We start from the raw sequence: 18,635 nt of genomic DNA on the forward strand, positions 1-18,635 counted from the left end.
CCTAGAACTGAACTGAGCGTATCCATTCGAGACTGTCGGAAACAATTTTTTCCACGGTCTCGGCGATATCTGCACGGAAGACCAGCGGTTCTCCAACAGGGCTTTCTAGTGTAGCGATCTGGCTTTCCAGCATCGTTACCGGCATAAAATGGCCTGTGCGATGCCCCATATGTTCGTGCAACACTTCAAAACTGCCATCCAGAAAGACAAACAGCACCGGTGTACCAGCAGCAGCGCGGAGACGATCACGATAGCTCTTCTTCAGTGCGGAACAGGAAACAACGATTCCGTCGGTCGAAGCAGCGAGACGTTCACCGATTTTGTCGAGCCAGGGCCAACGATCCTCATCCTGCAAGGGGATGCCCGCTGACATCTTATCGACATTGGACTTCGGATGAAGAGAGTCGCCCTCAAGAAACGGGAGCGCCAGTTCATCGGCAATCTTCTCGCCTACGGTTGATTTTCCGGAACCCGAAACACCCATAACGATAATACGCAGCATCAATTCCTCATACACTCGCGGTCATGCCGCCATCGACGTGCAAAACCTGCCCATTGACGAAAGAGGACGCATCGCTGCTCAGGAATACTGCAGCGCCGACCAACTCTTCCACGTCACCCCAACGGCCCGCCGGCGTCCTTTTCTCCAGCCATGCCGTAAATTCGGGGTTATCAACCAATGCCTGATTCAGCGGCGTCTTGAAATAGCCGGGAGCAATTGCATTGATCTGCAAGCCATGTCGGGCCCAATCGGTGGCCATGCCGCGCGTCAGGTTACGGATCGCTCCCTTTGTTGCCGTATAAGGTGCAATTGAAGGTCGTGCCAGTTCACTTTGAACCGAAGCAATGTTGATTATCTTGCCGTGTCCTCGTGGGATCATATGGCGCGCAGCTGCCTGCCCAGCATAAAATGCGCTGGAAATGTTGGTTTCCAGAAGCTGCTGCCACTTCTCGATCGGAAAATCTTCAAGCGGCGCGCGATATTGCATCCCGGCATTATTGACCAGAATATCGAGCGCACCGATTTCCTCTTCAATCGCATCAATAGCTGCACGAACTTCTTCAGCAACCGTCACATCAAAAACGGACGCAAAGACCGTATGGCCCTCGTTTTCCAGTAGCGTAACGGCCTTATCCACTTTGTTCTGATCACGGCCATTGATGATTACCGTTGCTCCATGTTCTGCAAGCCCACGAGCCAATGCAAAGCCGATGCCCTGGCTTGAGCCGGTAATCAGGGCTATGCGCCCTTCCAGACTGAATAGTTCGAAAGAAGGAGCCATCAGAAAGTTTCCAGTTTGAGACCGACGCGGCTTGCCGCCTGCACAATGTGTTGGCGCATCACTTCGCGCGCTCGCAACGGATCACGTGAGCGAATCGCATCCCTGATTGCGGTGTGTTCATTGATTGTAATCTCGACAATCTGCTCTAGTACCGCCCGCGCACGCGCCGCATTGATCGCCTGATTGATGCGTTCGGCAATAAAACCCAGAACCAGCGGAAAATATTCGTTATGTGTTGCGGAAGCGAGCGCACGGTGAAATGTCAGATCAGCGGCAATACCGGTATCCGTCCATTTTTTCGAACCGCTCATCTCTGCGAGCGCTTCATTCAGTTGCATCATATCATGTTCATCATGATGCACCGCAGCTAGCCCCGCCGCTTCTATCTCCAACGCCATTCGCAACTGGAACAGGCTGCGGAAACTGTCACGATTGGCAAGTGTTTCAGGTTCTATGCGGAGAGCATGTCGCCTGTCGGGTTCCGTTACAAACGCACCTACACCCTGTCGGGTTTCAACCAGGCCCTCGTTACGCAACTGGGCAATCGCTTCACGTACAACCGACCGGCTGACACCGAAGCTTTGTGCAAGATTATGTTCTGTCGGCAACTTTTGTCCCGGCAGAAGACTACCTTCACTGATCTGCCGCGTAATTTCCGAAGCAATACGCCCCGGAAGCTGCTCATTACGCCTGATTTCGCCAAACAAATTGATGAAGTCTCCCTGATTGCCCGTGCAAGTGGTGTGTCGTCAGCCTTTTGAAGAGTCAAGAGAAAGCTGGCAGCCCGGATTCATGATATTGTCCGGATCGATGACTTGCTTGATACCTTCAAGCAGTTTTCGTCGTGCAGGGTCAATGCACTTCTCGAAATCTTCCCTTTTGAGGCGACCAATGCCGTGCTCTGCACTGATGCTGCCTGCGTAACGATCCAGAACAGCATTGATCGTTTCCTTGGCAAGTTTGATCTTCTTGTCTTTCGCCGCAACATCGAGATTGCTTTCTGGAATGACATTGAGATGCACATTGCCGTCGCCGACATGCCCATAAGAAACGGCGAGACAATCTGGAAGGACCTTAGCCAGTTCCCTTTCTGCTTCTCCGACGAATGATGCCAGCTTTGAAAGAGGGACCGAGATATCGGTACGCAGGTGCTTGCCACGCAGCGCCTGTCCTTCGTTCATAGCTTCACGAAATGTCCAGAGATTTTGACCTTGCGCACGAGAGGACGCGATTGTCCCGTCAAGAACGAGGCCATCTTCCATCGCGCCCGCGAGAAACTGTTCCATCAAGGATAGTATGTCGACCAGGCCTGAACCCGAGACCTCCATCAAGACATAGGCCGGGTATTGTCCTAGTGGCATGGCAAGTTCTGGCATCGCCTCTAGCGCCAAGGTAAAAGCCACTGGCGGCATGAATTCAAAAGCGGACATCAAATCACAGCACTGCACACGCGCGCGCCGATAAAGGGCAATCGCGTCATCCAGCGAATTGAGCCCCAGCAGGGCAGTTTCCACCTTGTCCGGCAAGGGCATAAGTTTGATTGCCACACCGGTCACCACTCCCAAAATGCCTTCTGCCCCGATAAATAGCTGTTTCAGATCAATCCCACGATTGTCTTTCCTCAGCGTCGAAAGACCATTGAATATCGTACCGTCTGGCAGCACAACCTCCAGCCCCAGAACCAGCTCACGGGTCATGCCATAACGCAACACGTTGATGCCTCCGGCATTGGTGCTGACATTTCCCCCGATGCGACAGCTTCCCTGTGCACCAAGTGCTAATGGAAAAAACATCCCTTCGGCTGCCAGTTTGTCTTTCAGTTCGGAGAGAATGCAACCGGCATCCACAACCGCCGAAAAATCATCCGGATCAATCTTCCGAATGTGATTCATTCGCTCAAGACTTAGAATGACGAGATTGTCGCGCCCATCCGGCACGCCTCCCTGCACCAGACCGGTATTTCCGCCTTGCGGAATGATAGACAATCCCAGTGAGGCGCAGGCTTTAACCGCAGCAGAAACGTCCGCTGTCGAGCGTGGTCGGATCACAGCAACTGCCGTATTCTCCACATCTCCCGGCCAGTCGCGACAATAGCCAAGCATGTCGTTTTTCCCGGTCATAACCAGATCGTCGCCCAAAAGAGCAACGAGATCAGCCTGCTTGTTTCCAGTCATGTCCCCCGAACCGTACATGATATCCTCTTGGCTTTACCGATATGCAATGCGCTGTCGCGGATGTACGACAGTTTTTAAGATGCGGCAGGCTTTTCCGTTTCATTCCTGTGGCAAGACGGAGAAAACTGTTTTCAACGCCTACATATAAGGTTATCAGACAACCCTACAACACAAATCTGGTGGGAGACTGGAGAAGTGTCGTAATGGTAGCCGACGCCACGTTTTCGAGTAGGGTCGGCTGCGAGGCAAGGAGGAGCCTTCCAGATGCATATTGCAATCATCGGCGCTGCCGGCATGGTCGGGCGCAAACTAACGCAGCGCCTTTCAAACGACGGCCATCTCGGGGAAACTCCAGTTGAAAAACTGACACTTATCGATATCGTTGCAGCGGAACCTCCGAAAGGCTTTGCAGGATCGGTCGATACTCTGGCAGCAGATATATCTACCATGGAAACCGCTCTGAAGATCGTGTCAGGACGCCCTGACATCATCTTCCACCTCGCGGCAATCGTGTCCGGTGAAGCAGAACTGGATTTCGACAAGGGGTATCGAATCAATCTGGATGGCACCCGCCATCTGTTCGATGCGATCAGGCTTGCACACATTGCTGACGGCTATAAGCCTCGCGTGGTTTTCACATCGTCTATTGCCGTTTTTGGTGCTCCGCTCCCCTACCCGATCCCTGATGAATTTCACACGACCCCGTTGACGAGCTACGGCACGCAGAAGGCTATCAGTGAACTTCTGTTGTCAGACTACACCCGGCGCGGTTTCTTCGACGGCATCGGCATTCGCCTGCCAACTATCTGCATACGCCCCGGCAAACCGAACAAGGCTGCATCCGGCTTTTTCTCCAATATCCTGCGTGAGCCACTCTCCGGGCAAGAAGCAATCTTGCCTGTTCCTGAAGATGTCCGGCATTGGCATGCTTCGCCGCGCTCAGCCGTCGGCTTTCTAATCCATGGAGCCACCATCGATACGGAAGCAGTTGGAGCACGTCGCAATCTTTCCATGCCGGGTCTCAGTGCGACTGTAGGCGAGCAGATTGAAGCATTACGTCGCGTTGCGGGGGAAAAGGCGGTAGGTCTGATCCGCCACGAGCCAGATGAAATGATCATGCGTATGGTTGCAGGCTGGGCTCCCGGTTTTGAAGCAAAACGCGCCCAGGCTCTTGGCTTCACCGCAGAAACATCCTTTGATGAGATCATTCGCGTTCACATCGAAGATGAAATGGGAGGCCAACGTTGACACGCAAGATCGCTTTTCTTGGAACCGGCCTGATGGGCGCACCAATGGCCAGTCGGCTTCTGGATGCAGGCTTTGATGTAACCGTCTGGAACCGGAACAGCGCCAAGGCTGCCCCTCTTGCTGAAAAAGGTGCCAAACTTGCTCAGTCTGCCGCCGAGGCAGCAGAGACAGCGGATTTAGTCATCACGATGTTGACCGATGGCCCGGCAGTACGCGACGTCCTTTTCGATCAAGGAGCCGCAGCAGCCTTGAAAAAAGGCAGTGCAGTCATTGACATGAGTTCAATTTCACCAGACTTCGCACGCGAACATACCAAGCATCTAAAGGCAATTGACATCAATCACATCGATGCCCCGGTCTCCGGTGGCGTAGTGGGTGCCCAGGAAGGCACGCTTGCCATCATGGCCGGAGGAGATGAAGCGATCATCGCAGGCCTTGCCGATGTGTTCAAACCAATGGGACGCCTCACCCGCGTCGGCCCGTCAGGTGCCGGTCAGCTCGCAAAACTTGCCAATCAGCAGATTGTCGCCGTAACTATCGGAGCAATCGCTGAAGCAATGGTTCTGGTTGAAAAAGGCGGTGGGTCGCGGGCAGCATTCCGCGACGCCATCCGCGGTGGTTTCTGTGAAAGCCGCATTCTCGAACTGCACGGCAAACGGATGATTGACCGAAATTTTGAGCCGGGCGGCACATCGCGCATCCAGCTCAAAGATCTCAATTCGATCCTCAAGACTGCGGGCGACCTATCGTTGAGCTTGCCATTGACGGAGACCGTACGCGAAGCCTTTGCAGCTTTCGTGGACGAAGGCGGTGGTGAGAAAGATCACAGCGCCCTGCTCCTTCATCTTGAAAAGCTCAATGAAGGTCAGAAAAGCTAGTTTGCAGGCAATCGGGCTGCATTGGGAGGTGCAATGAAGATCACCGCAATCGAAACCATCCGTATCGCCGAACGGCCAAACCTGTTGTGGGTGGAAGTTCATACGGACGAAGGAATTACCGGACTCGGTGAGACCTTTTTCATGTCCGAGACCGTCGAGGCCTATCTCCACGAATATGTTGCGCCGCGCGTTGTCGGTCGCGATCCTTTGCAGATCGATCTGCTGGCATCTGACCTTGTGGGCTATCTCGGTTTCCGTTCAACCGGCGCGGAAGTGCGCGGCAACTCCGCTTTCGATATTGCCCTGTGGGATCTATACGGCAAAGCTACCAACCTCCCGATTGCTCAACTTCTCGGCGGCTTCAGCCGTCAGTCCATCCGAACCTATAATACCTGCGCCGGAACTGAATACATCAAGAAGGCTACCGGCCAGCAATCCGCCAATTATGGTCTGGCGGGTGCTGGCGCTAATTATGACGATCTTAATGGCTTCCTGCACCGCGCAGACGAGCTTGCGCTCTCGTTGCTGGACGAGGGCATAACGGCGATGAAAATCTGGCCATTCGACATGGCGGCAGAAAAGACACGCGGGCAGTATATCTCTCAGCCTGATCTAAAGGCGGCATTACAGCCTTTCGAGAAAATCCGTGCAGCCGTCGGTGACCGCATGGATATCATGGTTGAATTTCATTCAATGTGGCAGCTCTTACCCGCCATGCAGATCGCCCATGAACTCGCGCCTTTCAAGACCTTCTGGCACGAAGACCCGATCAAGATGGATAGTCTTGGCAGTCTCAAGCGCTATGCGGAAGCAAGCATAGCGCCGATCTGTGCCTCTGAAACACTGGGGAGTCGTTGGGCGTTCCGTGATCTTCTCGAAACGGGTGTAGCTGGCGTCGTCATGCTCGATTTGAGCTGGTGTGGTGGTCTCTCGGAAGCCCGCAAAATTGCCGCCATGGCGGAGGCCTGGCATCTGCCGGTCGCCCCTCATGATTGTACCGGACCAGTCGTCCTGTGTGCCTCAACGCACCTGTCACTGAATGCACCGAATGCCCTCATTCAGGAAAGCGTCCGCGCATTCTACAAGACCTGGTATCGCGATCTGGTCACGGCCCTGCCCGAAGTGAAGAACGGGATGATCACGGTTCCACCCGGCGCAGGACTTGGCATGGAACTTCATCCAGAAATGGACAAGGCCTATACCGTCAGCCGAAGAAAAACAGATCGATCTAATTTTTGATGTTAGCTCGGCCTAAAGTCTGGACACAGCCCCAGACTGCTAATAACAATAACGCTCTTGTTGTCAGACATCCTGACAACATATGACCTATGGGAAAGGTCATGAAATGGGAGGATATCTGTGCAAGACAAGCGTGAAGTGAAAGCAACGGCGATTTTGCCCGAGGACAGCCATTCTGCGATCTTGATCGGTCGCGTATGGTCGAAGGCCGAAAACGGCCCTTGTCCAGTACTGGTGAAAGACGGTCATGTGCACGATATATCCAGTTTGTCCGCTACAGTTTCGGGTCTTCTGGAGCACAGCTCACTGTTACGCGAGTTAGATGGCACAGAAAACTTCACCAATCTCGGCTCTCTGGACGATTTTCTTTCCGGTGATCGCGGAGAGCTGCTTGCTCCCATAGATCTGCAATCGATCAAAGCAGCCGGTGTCACCTTTGCTGACAGCATGCTTGAACGCGTGATTGAAGAACAGGCAAAAGGCGACCCCTCCCGCGCCCGTGAAATTCGCGAACGTCTGGCCCCTGTCATTGGCGACAATTTGAGAGGCGTCGCTGCTGGTTCCGAAAAGGCGGCGGAGGTTAAAGCGCTCCTTCAAGAAATGGGGCTCTGGTCACAATATCTGGAAGTGGGTATTGGCCCTGATGCAGAGATTTTCACCAAGTCCCAGCCGATGTCCGCCGTTGGATGCGGCGCAACTGTCGGTATTCTACCGATTTCACAATGGAACAATCCTGAACCGGAAGTGGTTCTGGTCGTCGCTTCTGATGGACGCATTGTTGGAGCAACTCTGGGCAACGACGTCAATCTCAGGGACGTCGAAGGGCGTTCGGCTCTTTTGCTCGGCAAAGCCAAGGATAACAATGCTTCCTGCGCTATCGGTCCCTTTATTCGCCTGTTCGATGGCGAATTCACTATGGATGTGTTGCGCAAGCTCAAGCTGTCGCTGACTGTTCACGGAGCTGACGGTTTCGAGATGACCGGCGAAAGCCCGATGGAAGCGATTAGTCGCGATCCTGAAAATCTTGCATCGCAGATGATGAACCGCAATCATCAATACCCAGACGGCGCCGTGTTGTTCCTCGGCACGATGTTCGCACCTGTCAAGGACCGTCGCGGTGCCGGACAAGGTTTCACACATGAAGTCGGCGACCGTGTGGAGATATCAACTCCCAAGCTCGGTTGCCTCGTCAATTGGGTCGACAGGACCGACAAATGTCCCGAATGGACATTCGGCATAAGGGCGCTGATCCGAAACCTGCAAGCGCGCAATCTGCTCGATAAAATTTGAGGACGGATATATGACGAAAGCCATAGATTTCTTCTACAAGATGCTTGGCGCAATTCTCGTCTTCCTCCTCGCCGGCATGGCCATTATGGTCTTTGTCAACGTGATTTTGCGCTACGCCGCAAATTCCGGACTGACCGTATCGGAAGAACTTGCGCGTTATTTCTTCGTCTGGGTATCGTTTCTCGGAGCCGTTCTTACTTTTCGCGAGAACAGCCATTTGGGCATCGAGACGCTCGTTGCCCGTTTCGGGCGGCAGGGTCGCATTACCTGCATGGCGATCAGCTATCTGATCGTCGCACTGTGTTCGGGAATTTTCTTCTGGGGCACATGGAAACAATTCGACATCAACGCCAGCATGGTTGCACCCGTCACCGGGCTCTCGATGATCTGGGTTTACGGCGTCGGACTATTCACCGGCGGCGCAATGTTCATCATCGCGGCCGAGCGTTTCCTGCGCGCTGTCACCGGTCGTCTGACCGATGAGGAAATTGCCACCTTTGCGGGCGAACATTCGCTCGATCATCTGATGGAGTAAACGACATGACGCTTGTAGTATTTGTCGGCTCACTCCTCAGCGCTATGGCCATTGGTGTTCCGATCGCCTTCTCGCTTATGTTCTGCGGTGTCATTCTCATGTTGTACATGGGGATGTTCAACACACAAATCATTGCACAGAATATGATTGCTGGTGTTGACTCCTTCACCCTTCTGGCAATCCCTTTTTTCATTCTGGCTGGGGAACTAATGAATTCGGGCGGCTTGTCCCGTCGCATCATTGATTTCGCCATAGCTTGCGTTGGCCATATTCGAGGTGGTCTCGGTGTCGTTGCCATTCTTGCGGCCATCATCATGGCCAGCGTATCGGGTTCAGCTGCTGCAGATACTGCAGCGCTTGCAACGATCCTCGTCCCCATGATGGCGAAAGCGGGTTATAATATCCCGCGCTCTGCCGGACTTATGGCTGCCGGTGGCATTATTGCACCTGTTATCCCGCCATCTATGGCTATGATCGTATTCGGCGTTGCCGCCAATGTATCCATAACGCAGCTTTTCATGGCTGGCATTGTGCCGGGTCTGATGATGGGTATCGCCCTGCTCTTCACGTGGCAGATCGTCGTCAGAAAAGACAATCTCAAAGTGCTTCCCAAGCAATCCGGCAAAGATCGGCTGCAAGCAACCGGACGCGCACTGTGGGCGCTGGGCATGCCAATCATCATCCTAGGTGGCATACGTATGGGCGTCATGACACCGACTGAAGCAGCCGTGGTAGCCGCAGCCTATGCCCTCTTTGTCGGTATGTTCGTCTACCGCGAGCTGAGATTTGTCGATCTTTACGGCGTCTTCCTGCGAGCAGCCAAGACAACATCCATCATCATGTTTCTCGTCGCTTCGGCGCTGGTTTCGTCATGGCTGATAACGGCCGCAAACATTCCGGCAGAAATCAGCGGTTATATTGCACCGTTAATCGACAGCCCAAAACTGTTGATGTTTGCGATCATGATCCTGGTGCTGATTGTTGGAACGGCATTGGATCTCACGCCGACAATTCTCATCCTGACACCCGTCCTGATGCCGATTGTCAAACAAGCAGGTATTGATCCGGCTTATTTCGGTGTCCTGTTCATCATGAACAATAGTATCGGACTTATCACGCCCCCAGTGGGCGTCGTGCTGAATGTCGTGAGCGGCGTCTCAAAGGTTCCGCTAGGAAAAGTGGTCGCAGGCGTAAATCCGTTCCTGATTTCGCAGGTGATCGTATTGTTGCTGCTGGTTCTGTTTCCAAGCCTCGTATTGGTACCCATGAACTGGCTTCATTAGGTTTAACATCAACTCTGGGAGGAGAGTTCAATGAGAAAACTGATTATGCTGGCAACGACCGCCCTTATGGCGGGAGCGCTAACCGTTCCTGCATTTGCAGAGTTTCAGGATCGCAATATTCGCGTTTCGAACGGCATTAACGAGGATCATCCCGTCGGCAATGGCATCAAGGCAATGAATGAATGTCTTGCTGAAAAGTCCGGCGGCAAGATGAAGATAACCGCGTTCTGGGGCGGTGCACTCGGAGGTGATTTGCAGGCCACACAGGCACTGCGTTCCGGTGTGCAGGAAGGCGTCGTCACGTCGTCATCGCCGCTCGTTGGCATCGTTCCTGCACTTGGTGTCTTCGATCTGCCATTTCTCTTCGCAAATGATAAAGAAGCAGACGCCGTCGTCGATGGACCCTTCGGCAAGATGATGGACGAAAAGCTTGCTGCCGTCGGCCTCGTCAATCTGGCCTATTGGGAAAATGGCTTCCGAAATCTTTCAAACTCAAAACATCCGGTCAACAAGTGGGAAGATTTCAGCGGCATGAAAGTCCGCGTGATGCAGAACAACATCTTCCTCGACACATTCCAGAACTTTGGTGCCAACGCTACTCCGATGGCTTTCGGTGAAATTTTCTCGGCGCTGGAAACAAAGGCTATCGATGCACAGGAAAACCCTTACGTCACAATCGATACGTCCAAGTTCTACGAAGTGCAGAAATACGTAACGGAAACGAAACATGCCTATACACCGTTTCTGTTCCTTTATTCCAAGCCGATCTTCGACACGTACTCACCGGAAGAACAGGCCGCCTTGCGTGAGTGTGCCGTAGTCGGTCGCGACGTTGAACGCAAAGTCATTCGCGAACTGAACCAGAAGTCGCTCGAGAAGATCAAGGAAGCGGGCCTGGAAGTAAACACACTGTCACCGGAAGAGCATGCTCGCATGCTTGAGAAGTCCCAGCCGATCTATGCCAAATATAAGTCCCAGATCGGCGATGACATTATCGACGCAGTGCAAAAGCAGCTTGGTGAAATCCGAAAATAGTAAAAGCCTGAACCAAAAAAACAGGCCGCGCTCTTTGCGCGGCCTGTTTCATTTCATTCAGGCTGCTTTCAGGCGGTTGTTGACGCGTTCAGCCAACTTGCGAGCACGTGCGAGACTGTCGGCTTGTTCGGTACTGAAACGATCTTCTCCGATTTCCATGATCAGGAATGTATCGGGCAAAAAAGTCAGTTCGTCGAAAATTTCTTCCCACGGAATATCACCCCAGCCGATCGGCAGGTGCAGATCGCCGATACCGAGTGCTGTTGCCTCGGCAGGATGATAAAACTTGGTCATCGTATAAGGACGGCCAAAACTGTCGTGAACGTGCAGATGCCCCGTCACCGGAGCCATAGCGCGAACTTGCGAACGCCAGTCAAGCCCCAGACGTGTGCATTCAATATAGGCATGGCTGAAATCGATCAGACCGCAAACGGAAGAATGATTGACCGCAACTACTGTTTCGGCAACCTGAGCCGGTGTCTGGCGATATTCAGCATCGCTCATCGCGAAAATATTCTCCAGCGCGATCCGGACGCCATAAGTTTTCGCAAGCTCCGCCATTTCGGCGAGCGCGTCCCGTTCCATCTTGTCGAGGTCGGGAATACGAGAAAGTGCAGGCATCGGAGCATGGCCGGAGTGATGAACGAGAACTTCCGCTCCGACATGGTCACAGAGTTCCAGCATCGCCCGAACAACCGCCTTTTGATAATCCAGATGCTCTCGATCCATGAAGTTGGAAACAATCTGTCCGTGAACGCTGTAGCGCATGTCGAACTGTCTGGTGATATCAACGAGACGATCCACGCGATGCGGAATGAGACGACCGCCTGAGATTATTTCCTCGCCATATAGCGACAGTTCTACAGCTTCCGAACCGAGTTCGACAATGTTGCGGATTGCGCCCTCAAGCGTGCTGAAATTACCGTCACCCGTAGGGGTGCAGAAGCCAATCGCTGATATTGTATGGTCAGAGGTCATGATGCTCGTCCTGTCAGACATGAAAAATGCGCGAGCCGAATATCCGACATCGCGCATCCCCTTTGGCATGTGCCTATTTCAGGCGTATGACCGCATGAAACGATTTCTCCTCAATTGAGAGGAATAGCGTTTCCATCTTTGCTCGCCTGATAAGTACCGGACAATTCGTCATATTTGGCGAAAATAGCATCGAGCCTTCTGCCGAGACGCTGGCGGTCAGCGTCTGGTAGCGACGCAACCATCTTCGGAATCGAACGACTGTGCCAGAAGGCATTATCGCGGTTATATCCACCCGGCTCCAGCGTGAAGACTTCCTTGAGGATCTTCAAATCGTGAGGGATCGAGAAAGCATCTCGTGAATCCTCATGGCTGAACAGGTAGTAAAAATTGTCGAAACCGCTCCAGGTAATGGCCGAAAGGCACATGGAGCAAGGTTCATGAGTGGAAAGAAAGACCATGTCTTTCGTATCCGGACGTCCATTCTCCGGCATTTCGTAGAAACGCTTCAAAGTGTGCACTTCACCGTGCCAGAGCGGGTTTTCAGTCTCGTTGTTGGTTTCCGCAAGAACAAGGGATAAATCTGATTTGCGCAACAAAGCTGCGCCGAAAACCTTGTTGCCTTCCGCAACGCCTCGTTCGGTCAGAGGAATGACATCCTGCTCGATAACGTCGATCAGTTTTTCAAGCAGTTTCAGTTCATCTGTTTGCACAGTTCTATTCCTCCCGATGTTGCAGAAAAGCGCCGGACCGTTTCGGTCCGACGCATCTATTGTTACTCCGCAAAGAATGCGAAGCGGATGACGAAGAGTGCAGCAACCAACCAGGTAGCAAGATGCACATCACGTGCCTTGCCGGTGAAGGCCTTGAGCACGACATAGCTGATGAAGCCAAAGGCGAGACCGTTCGCGATCGAATAGGTGAACGGGATAGCCAAAGCCGTCAGTGCAGCAGGCGCGGCTTCCGTTACATCGTGCCATTCGATCTCAGTCAGTTCACGCATCATCAAGCAAGCGACGTAGATCAGAGCCGGTGCCGTAGCATAGGCCGGAACCGAACCGGCGAGCGGCGAAATGAACAAGGCTGCAAGGAACAGGAGTGCAACAACCAGAGCCGTCAGACCTGTGCGACCGCCAGCCTGAACGCCAGACGCGCTTTCAACATAAGCTGTCGTAGAAGACGTACCGAGAAGCGAGCCACCAAGGATTGCCGTGCTATCGGCAAAAAGGGCGCGTCCGAGACGGTTTGGTTTACCCGGTTCGATCAGACCACCACGCTTTGCCACGCCAATCAGCGTACCAGTGGCATCAAAAACTTCAACGAGTACGAAAACCAGAATGACGTGCAAAATGCCGGTATGCAGAGCGCCCATCACATCAAGCTGAAGGAATGTTGGCGCCAAGCTCGGAGGAGCCGAGAAAACGCCGCCGAACTGGCTGATACCGAGAGCAATCGATGCAACGGTGACGACAAGAATACCGATGAGGATCGCACCGCGAACTTTCAGGGCATCCAACACTGCAATGATGAAGAAACCGGCAATCGCCAGCAGCGGGCCAGCTTTCGTCAGATCCCCCAGACCGACCAAAGTTGCCTGGTTGCCAACAACAACACCAGCGCTTTTGAGACCGATCAGGGCCAGGAACATACCGATACCCGCGGCAATCGCGCTACGCAGCGAATGCGGAATGCCTTCGACCAACCAGCGGCGTACGCCTGTCACCGTCAAGATCAGGAAGATAATGCCGGAAATGAAAACGGCACCAAGCGCCTGCTGCCAGGAAAAGCCCATCGCCCCGACTACGGTGAAGGCGAAGAAGGCATTGAGCCCCATGCCGGGCGCCATGCCGATAGGCCAGTTCGCAACGAGCGCCATGATGATCGAGCCGAGAGCTGCCGCAAGGCAGGTGGCAACGAAAACAGCGTTTCGATCCATACCCGTAGTGGACAGAATGTCCGGGTTTACGAAGATGATGTAAGACATCGTCAGGAAGGTCGTCACGCCGGCAATGATTTCCGTTCTCGCCGTAGTGCCGTGTTCCTGTAATTTGAACAGCTTTTCGAGCATCGTCCCTCCAAGGCAAGCGCCCGTCAATTGGCGCCTCAGTTCGCGTTAATTCACGACGCGCAACTTGTTGCGCTTCGTCAAGAGCCGAGCTGAGGCAACCTATGCGATTGCCATAATGTTAGTTGCCGCTGCAGATTTGCAGTCGGACAAGTTCCCCATACACCCATCACGGACAAAAGCACAGTTCTGCCGCGTGAATGCCAGTTTGTTGACATGATTTAGTGTGGACTGAGATTTCATCACGCGCCAGTCACTCATTTGCCGGGAAATATTTGAAACAGATTCAAAAAAGACAATTTGCGAGAGGGGCGCGATTATTTCTAACTAACTGATTGAAATGGGCTTTGTAAGAGCAAAGCCGTGCCATACATGCCAAGAGCAAAAAACGTATGTGCAATAAGATTGAGCAAACGTACATTACGCGCATTCGGCAATTTTGAAGCCGCCCAACCGATTCCCAAACCGGGTTGCAACAAAAACCACCCTGCCGATACTGTCAGTATACCGAAAATCCAAACCGGCAAAAAGACCGGGTCGGAAAACCATTCCGCGCCACCATAAATGGCAAAGATGACACCGTAAAGAATACCGACCGCATAATGCCCAATCCAGCCAAGTGCTACTTCATGCTTATAGGGCTTGGCATCAGAAATATTATCGTGGAAAATTTGCCCGTGGCGGAGATGCCAGAACCAGCGACCGACCAGCCCCCAATTTGGGCGCCTCTGCCCTGGTATTGCGGCCAGTATCAGCGCCCACAAGTCCATTACGACGGTTGCGCCAATTCCAATCAAAATCCCGCGCCAGATAATATCCATGCTGTATCTGCCTTTGCGTCATCGGGCGGCCAGATAAGCCTGACACCGCCCGATGCGCAAGAGCTAGATTGCGTGCACTCCTGCATTCCACGCAATACTGACTAGCAATAATTTAGAACAATAAACGCAACACCAACCGGCAATAGACATTGCTATGAAATATGAGGCGATGAAGTTTGGCAAACAAACCGCAGTTAAAAACGGAAACGCCGTATCTTCATCGCCTGCCCCCGCAAATACAAGCTGGCGGAAAATTGCGTTGGCGACAACAGCGATCTGTCCCAAAATGGTACGGATTATGTCTCATTAGCGATAAACAGCTGAATAATGAGCGGGCAAGAAACTAAAGCTGTAACGACTGGGAAAGCGGCATCGCGCAGTCAGAACCACAGACCTTCAGGTCAAGAAACTATTTAAGGGGCAACGCATAAAACAAAAGCGCCGGGACTGGAGACCGACGCTTTGTTACTTTATTCGATTTTCACTTATGGGGCGATCTTTCGAGAGAAACGCCATAAGCTATTACTTACCGAAAACGGCGCTGTGAATCTGCGAACGCGAAACACCGATATCGGCAAGAAGATGGTCGTCCATTGCACCGAGCTCACGGATAGCGCGGCGGCGGGACACGAACTGCTGTACTTTCTGACGAATGTTCATTTGCTTTCTCCTCGTTTGGATGATTATCAAATAGGCGTTTGCCCAAATTTCCACCACGGATATGATTGCAAATGAGGCATGCGTTTTTGCTTGAGCTCAAAACCTTGAAAAGGTCGAATTTACTTCTTTTCCAAGCAATGGCCCAATTATAGTCTTAAATGCGAATTTTCAGAAAAGCCTTTTGCCAATAAGCTTCTAATCGATTAAGGGAGAGGCAGGAACGAACTCCTCCCCCCGTTTCTTTCGGACATCGACATGCTTTACGGTATTTTTCTCGCGTTTGCGTCCTATGCGGCATTCGCTGTAAGCGACGCCTGCGTCAAGTTTCTTGATGGCACGCTGTCACCTTACGAAGTGGCATTCTTCGGCGCTGTACTTGGTCTGCTGGCTATTCCATTTACAAAGAAAGCTGACGATGTCTGGCTCGATATGTTTCGCACCAGCAATATCAAAATGTGGCTATTGCGAACCGTAACGGCGGCTATGGGAACAATAGGAAGCGTTACGGCATTCACACATCTCTCTATGGCGGAAGCCTTCGCGCTCATTTTCCTTCTCCCAGCCTACGTGACTATACTTTCAGTAGTATTCTTGAAGGAACAGGTTGGCTGGCGGCGATGGTCAGCGGTTCTGATCGGCTTTATCGGCGTTCTGATTGTGCTCCGCCCCGGGTTCAGGGAGCTCTCGATCGGCCACCTAGGCGCACTGGCGGCTGGCATGGGCGGTGCGATGAGCATCATCATCTTCCGCGTCATGGGTAAACATGAAAAGCGCATATCGCTTTATACAAGCGGACTTGTCGGCCCGATCATCATCTGCGGGTTTTTGATGGTCCCGTCCTACGAGCCGCCAAATACCGAGCAATGGGTTTATCTCGCAGGCTATGGCCTTCTCGCTGCGCTAGCCAATATCCTGCTGATGCTTGCAGCCCAACGTGCGCCAGCAAGTGCAATTGCGTCCCCACAGTATAGCCAGATGATATGGGCGATCCTTTTCGGATATTTTGTTTTCCACGATCACATAGATATGCCCATGCTGATCGGCATCGTTCTCATTACCATTTCCGGTCTCTTCACCTTTATCCGCGAAAGGCAACGCGGTGTTGAGGGGCCTCCGGCTGTCGTCACATCGGAACCAACTCCCGCGCTTGTTGAAGACAAGGCCGAACAATCTTGAAAGCGAACAGTGACAAGTTCGCGCTTGTCTCCGGCGTTGCCTGCTCCTACGATATAGGCAGCCTGTCCACGGTTGATGAAATAACGCTTCAAACAGAAGTGCTTAGGACGTTAACCTGATTCAACCATATCAAGACGCTTTGAGCATTTTTCCGATAACGATTTGTGTTTGACAGCGCTCTGACGCGGGCAGAAGCACGAGCAATATATTGTCAAAGGACTAGGGAAATGACCGATAAACGCGCGATGTGGACCTATTACAAGGGCGAATGGCGTGAAGGCGATGTTCGCATTCTCGGTGCAGCCTCACAAGCGACCTGGCTTGGTTCGCTGGTATTTGATGGCGCACGCCTCTTTGAAGGCGTAACACCAGACCTTGACCGCCATTCTGCCCGCGCTAATGATTCAGCCCGTGTTTTGGGATTAGAACCGACACTTTCCGCCAATGACATCGAGACGCTTGCGCGTGAGGGCCTGAAAAAGTTCAAGCCTGGAACGGACGTTTATATCCGTCCCATGTACTGGGCAGAAGAAGGTGACGCCAGCGCAGTCGCTCCGCTCGCATCGTCAACGGATTTTGCACTCTGCCTTGAAGCGATCCCCATGGTCGAGCCGAAGGGTTTCACGGTCACCACGACATCGTTCCGTCGGCCATATCTGGAAGTCATGCCGGTCAATGCCAAGGCCGCCTGCCTTTATCCGAACAACGCACGCATGCTGCGCGAGGCAAAGGCAAAAGGCTTTCACAATGCGCTGGTGACCGACGTGCTTGGCAACGTTGCGGAGACAGCAACCTCAAACGTCTTCATGGTACGTGGTGGCGAGGTTTTCACACCAGCGCCCAATGGTACATTCCTCAACGGCATTACTCGCCAGCGCGTAATCGGGCTTTTGCGCACAGCAGGCGTCACCGTCCATGAAACCACTTTGAAGATCGAAGATTTCCGCGAAGCGGATGAAATCTTCTCGACAGGCAATATGAGCAAAGTTGTGCCAATTGTCGGTTTTGATGATCGCAAACTTGAATATGGACCACTGACGAAGCGGGCGCGGGCGCTTTACTGGGAATGGGCCCACGCCTGACATCCAATCACAACATCTCCGGCCCAACGCCGGAGATGTTTTCTCCCCCCACCGCAAAGCTGCCCTATCACATGCTCGAACACACGCCTCTTTTTCTCGCAATCGCAGTCATTGCGGCATTTCTTGTCGGGCTTTCGAAAGGTGGCTTGCCGTCCGTCGGTACGCTCGCGGTTCCTTTGATGGCGCTGGTCATATCGCCGGTCACCGCCGCCGCGCTTTTGCTTCCGATCTATGTCATCAGCGACATGTTTGGCCTATATCTTTATCGCCATCACTTCTCGGCACGCAATCTTGCAATCCTGACCCCAGCAGCAATTCTCGGCGTTGGCGTTGGTTGGATGTTTAGCGCCCATCTTTCTCCTACCTTCATCGGAATGCTGGTCGGCTTGGTCGGCATCCTTTTCTGCTTCAATGCTTGGTTCGGGGCACTTTACCGCAAAAGTGCGCGAAAGGCGGATGTTCCAGGCGGCGTTTTCTGGGGCGTTCTCACGGGCCTGACCAGTTTCGTCTCGCATTCCGGGGCGCCACCGTTCCAGATGTACGTGCTGCCACAGCATCTTCCAAAACTGGTTTTCGCTGGCACATCGACTATTCTTTTTGCCATCGTCAACGCCGTAAAGCTTGTGCCCTACTGGCAGTTGCAGCAGTTTTCCAATCTCGATACATCACTTGGCCTTTGGCTTGTCCCTGCCGCTGTTATTGGCACCTTTGTCGGCGCAAAGCTGACCCGGATCATGCCCGACGGTCCATTTTTCCTGCTCGTGCAGCTGACCTTGTTTGGACTTTCCATCAAGCTGATTGCCGACTGGATCGTGCCTTATTTCTTCGGTTGAATACACCCGACGACCGCTTGCAACACGTCATCCCTTCAGTCACGATGCGCTCATCGAG

At 52.9% G+C, this 18,635-nt stretch carries 19 protein-coding genes; 10 read left to right on the plus strand and 9 right to left on the minus strand.

Annotated elements, in window-relative coordinates; all coding sequences use genetic code 11:
• Position 1: 1 nt before the first annotated feature.
• Genes OANT_RS19410 through OANT_RS19425 form a run of 4 tightly spaced genes read right to left on the minus strand, consistent with a single transcriptional unit; the run spans position 2 to position 3,475 of the window.
• The gene (locus OANT_RS19410) at positions 2-502 is read right to left on the minus strand and encodes a gluconokinase (RefSeq protein ID WP_012093126.1); all 501 of its coding nucleotides are present in this window, start codon (positions 500-502) and stop codon (positions 2-4) included.
• A gap of 7 nt (positions 503-509) precedes the next feature.
• A complete protein-coding gene (locus tag OANT_RS19415; RefSeq protein ID WP_012093127.1) occupies positions 510-1,283 on the minus strand; it encodes an SDR family oxidoreductase in 774 nt (257 codons plus the stop codon).
• Positions 1,283-1,990, minus strand: a complete 708-nt coding sequence (locus tag OANT_RS19420; RefSeq protein WP_012093128.1) for a FadR/GntR family transcriptional regulator — start codon at positions 1,988-1,990, stop codon at positions 1,283-1,285. Before OANT_RS19420 ends, OANT_RS19415 begins: the two co-directional genes overlap by 1 nt.
• A gap of 42 nt (positions 1,991-2,032) precedes the next feature.
• Entirely contained in the window at positions 2,033-3,475 is a 1,443-nt protein-coding gene (locus OANT_RS19425) for an FAD-binding oxidoreductase (RefSeq protein WP_012093129.1), read from the minus strand.
• Between the two features lie 246 nt (positions 3,476-3,721).
• On the opposite strand from OANT_RS19425, the gene denD reads away from it, so the two are divergent.
• The 7 genes from denD to OANT_RS19460 all read left to right on the plus strand — a co-directional run bounded on the left by denD (position 3,722) and on the right by OANT_RS19460 (position 10,965).
• On the plus strand, positions 3,722-4,705 hold the full coding sequence (denD, locus tag OANT_RS19430) for a D-erythronate dehydrogenase (protein ID WP_012093130.1): 984 nt from the start codon (positions 3,722-3,724) through the stop codon (positions 4,703-4,705).
• 32 nt (positions 4,706-4,737) lie between these two features.
• Positions 4,738-5,583 carry an NAD(P)-dependent oxidoreductase gene (locus OANT_RS19435; protein WP_049768456.1) on the plus strand — a complete coding sequence of 282 codons (846 nt, stop codon included), beginning with the start codon at positions 4,738-4,740 and terminating at the stop codon, positions 5,581-5,583.
• Positions 5,584-5,616: 33 nt separating this feature from the next.
• Entirely contained in the window at positions 5,617-6,822 is a 1,206-nt protein-coding gene (locus tag OANT_RS19440) for a mandelate racemase/muconate lactonizing enzyme family protein (protein WP_012093132.1), read from the plus strand.
• Between the two features lie 120 nt (positions 6,823-6,942).
• Positions 6,943-8,112: a fumarylacetoacetate hydrolase family protein gene (locus OANT_RS19445; protein ID WP_012093133.1), complete on the plus strand. Its 1,170-nt coding sequence runs from the start codon at positions 6,943-6,945 to the stop codon at positions 8,110-8,112.
• A gap of 10 nt (positions 8,113-8,122) precedes the next feature.
• Positions 8,123-8,647, plus strand: a complete 525-nt coding sequence (locus OANT_RS19450; protein ID WP_010658950.1) for a TRAP transporter small permease — start codon at positions 8,123-8,125, stop codon at positions 8,645-8,647.
• 5 nt (positions 8,648-8,652) lie between these two features.
• Positions 8,653-9,930 (plus strand): TRAP transporter large permease, encoded by a 1,278-nt coding sequence (locus tag OANT_RS19455; RefSeq protein WP_012093134.1) that lies wholly within the window; start codon positions 8,653-8,655, stop codon positions 9,928-9,930.
• A 30-nt stretch (positions 9,931-9,960) separates the two neighbouring features.
• Positions 9,961-10,965, plus strand: coding sequence for a TRAP transporter substrate-binding protein (locus OANT_RS19460; RefSeq protein ID WP_012093135.1), 1,005 nt, complete (start codon positions 9,961-9,963; stop codon positions 10,963-10,965).
• Positions 10,966-11,022: 57 nt separating this feature from the next.
• Here OANT_RS19460 and OANT_RS19465 read toward each other — a convergent pair whose 3' ends face one another.
• The 5 genes from OANT_RS19465 to OANT_RS25845 form a co-directional block, all read right to left on the minus strand.
• Positions 11,023-11,943, minus strand: a complete 921-nt coding sequence (locus OANT_RS19465) for a sugar phosphate isomerase/epimerase family protein (protein ID WP_012093136.1) — start codon at positions 11,941-11,943, stop codon at positions 11,023-11,025.
• Between the two features lie 110 nt (positions 11,944-12,053).
• Positions 12,054-12,653: a nucleoside deaminase gene (locus OANT_RS19470; RefSeq protein ID WP_012093137.1), complete on the minus strand. Its 600-nt coding sequence runs from the start codon at positions 12,651-12,653 to the stop codon at positions 12,054-12,056.
• A 62-nt stretch (positions 12,654-12,715) separates the two neighbouring features.
• On the minus strand, positions 12,716-14,008 hold the full coding sequence (locus OANT_RS19475) for an NCS2 family permease (RefSeq protein ID WP_010658955.1): 1,293 nt from the start codon (positions 14,006-14,008) through the stop codon (positions 12,716-12,718).
• Positions 14,009-14,328: 320 nt separating this feature from the next.
• A complete protein-coding gene (locus tag OANT_RS19480) occupies positions 14,329-14,826 on the minus strand; it encodes a DUF2938 domain-containing protein (RefSeq protein ID WP_012093138.1) in 498 nt (165 codons plus the stop codon).
• 522 nt (positions 14,827-15,348) lie between these two features.
• A complete protein-coding gene (locus tag OANT_RS25845; RefSeq protein WP_010658957.1) occupies positions 15,349-15,486 on the minus strand; it encodes a DUF1127 domain-containing protein in 138 nt (45 codons plus the stop codon).
• Between the two features lie 255 nt (positions 15,487-15,741).
• Here OANT_RS25845 and OANT_RS19485 point away from each other — a divergent pair, with 255 nt between their 5' ends.
• From OANT_RS19485 to OANT_RS19495, 3 genes are all read left to right on the plus strand, one after another.
• On the plus strand, positions 15,742-16,662 hold the full coding sequence (locus OANT_RS19485; RefSeq protein WP_012093140.1) for a DMT family transporter: 921 nt from the start codon (positions 15,742-15,744) through the stop codon (positions 16,660-16,662).
• 227 nt (positions 16,663-16,889) lie between these two features.
• On the plus strand, positions 16,890-17,744 hold the full coding sequence (locus OANT_RS19490) for a branched-chain amino acid aminotransferase (RefSeq protein WP_012093141.1): 855 nt from the start codon (positions 16,890-16,892) through the stop codon (positions 17,742-17,744).
• 71 nt (positions 17,745-17,815) lie between these two features.
• A complete protein-coding gene (locus OANT_RS19495) occupies positions 17,816-18,577 on the plus strand; it encodes a sulfite exporter TauE/SafE family protein (protein WP_040128285.1) in 762 nt (253 codons plus the stop codon).
• The last annotated feature ends 58 nt before the right edge of the window (positions 18,578-18,635 follow it).

This window comes from Brucella anthropi ATCC 49188, assembly GCF_000017405.1.
GTDB classification, from domain to species: Bacteria; Pseudomonadota; Alphaproteobacteria; order Rhizobiales; family Rhizobiaceae; genus Brucella; species Brucella anthropi.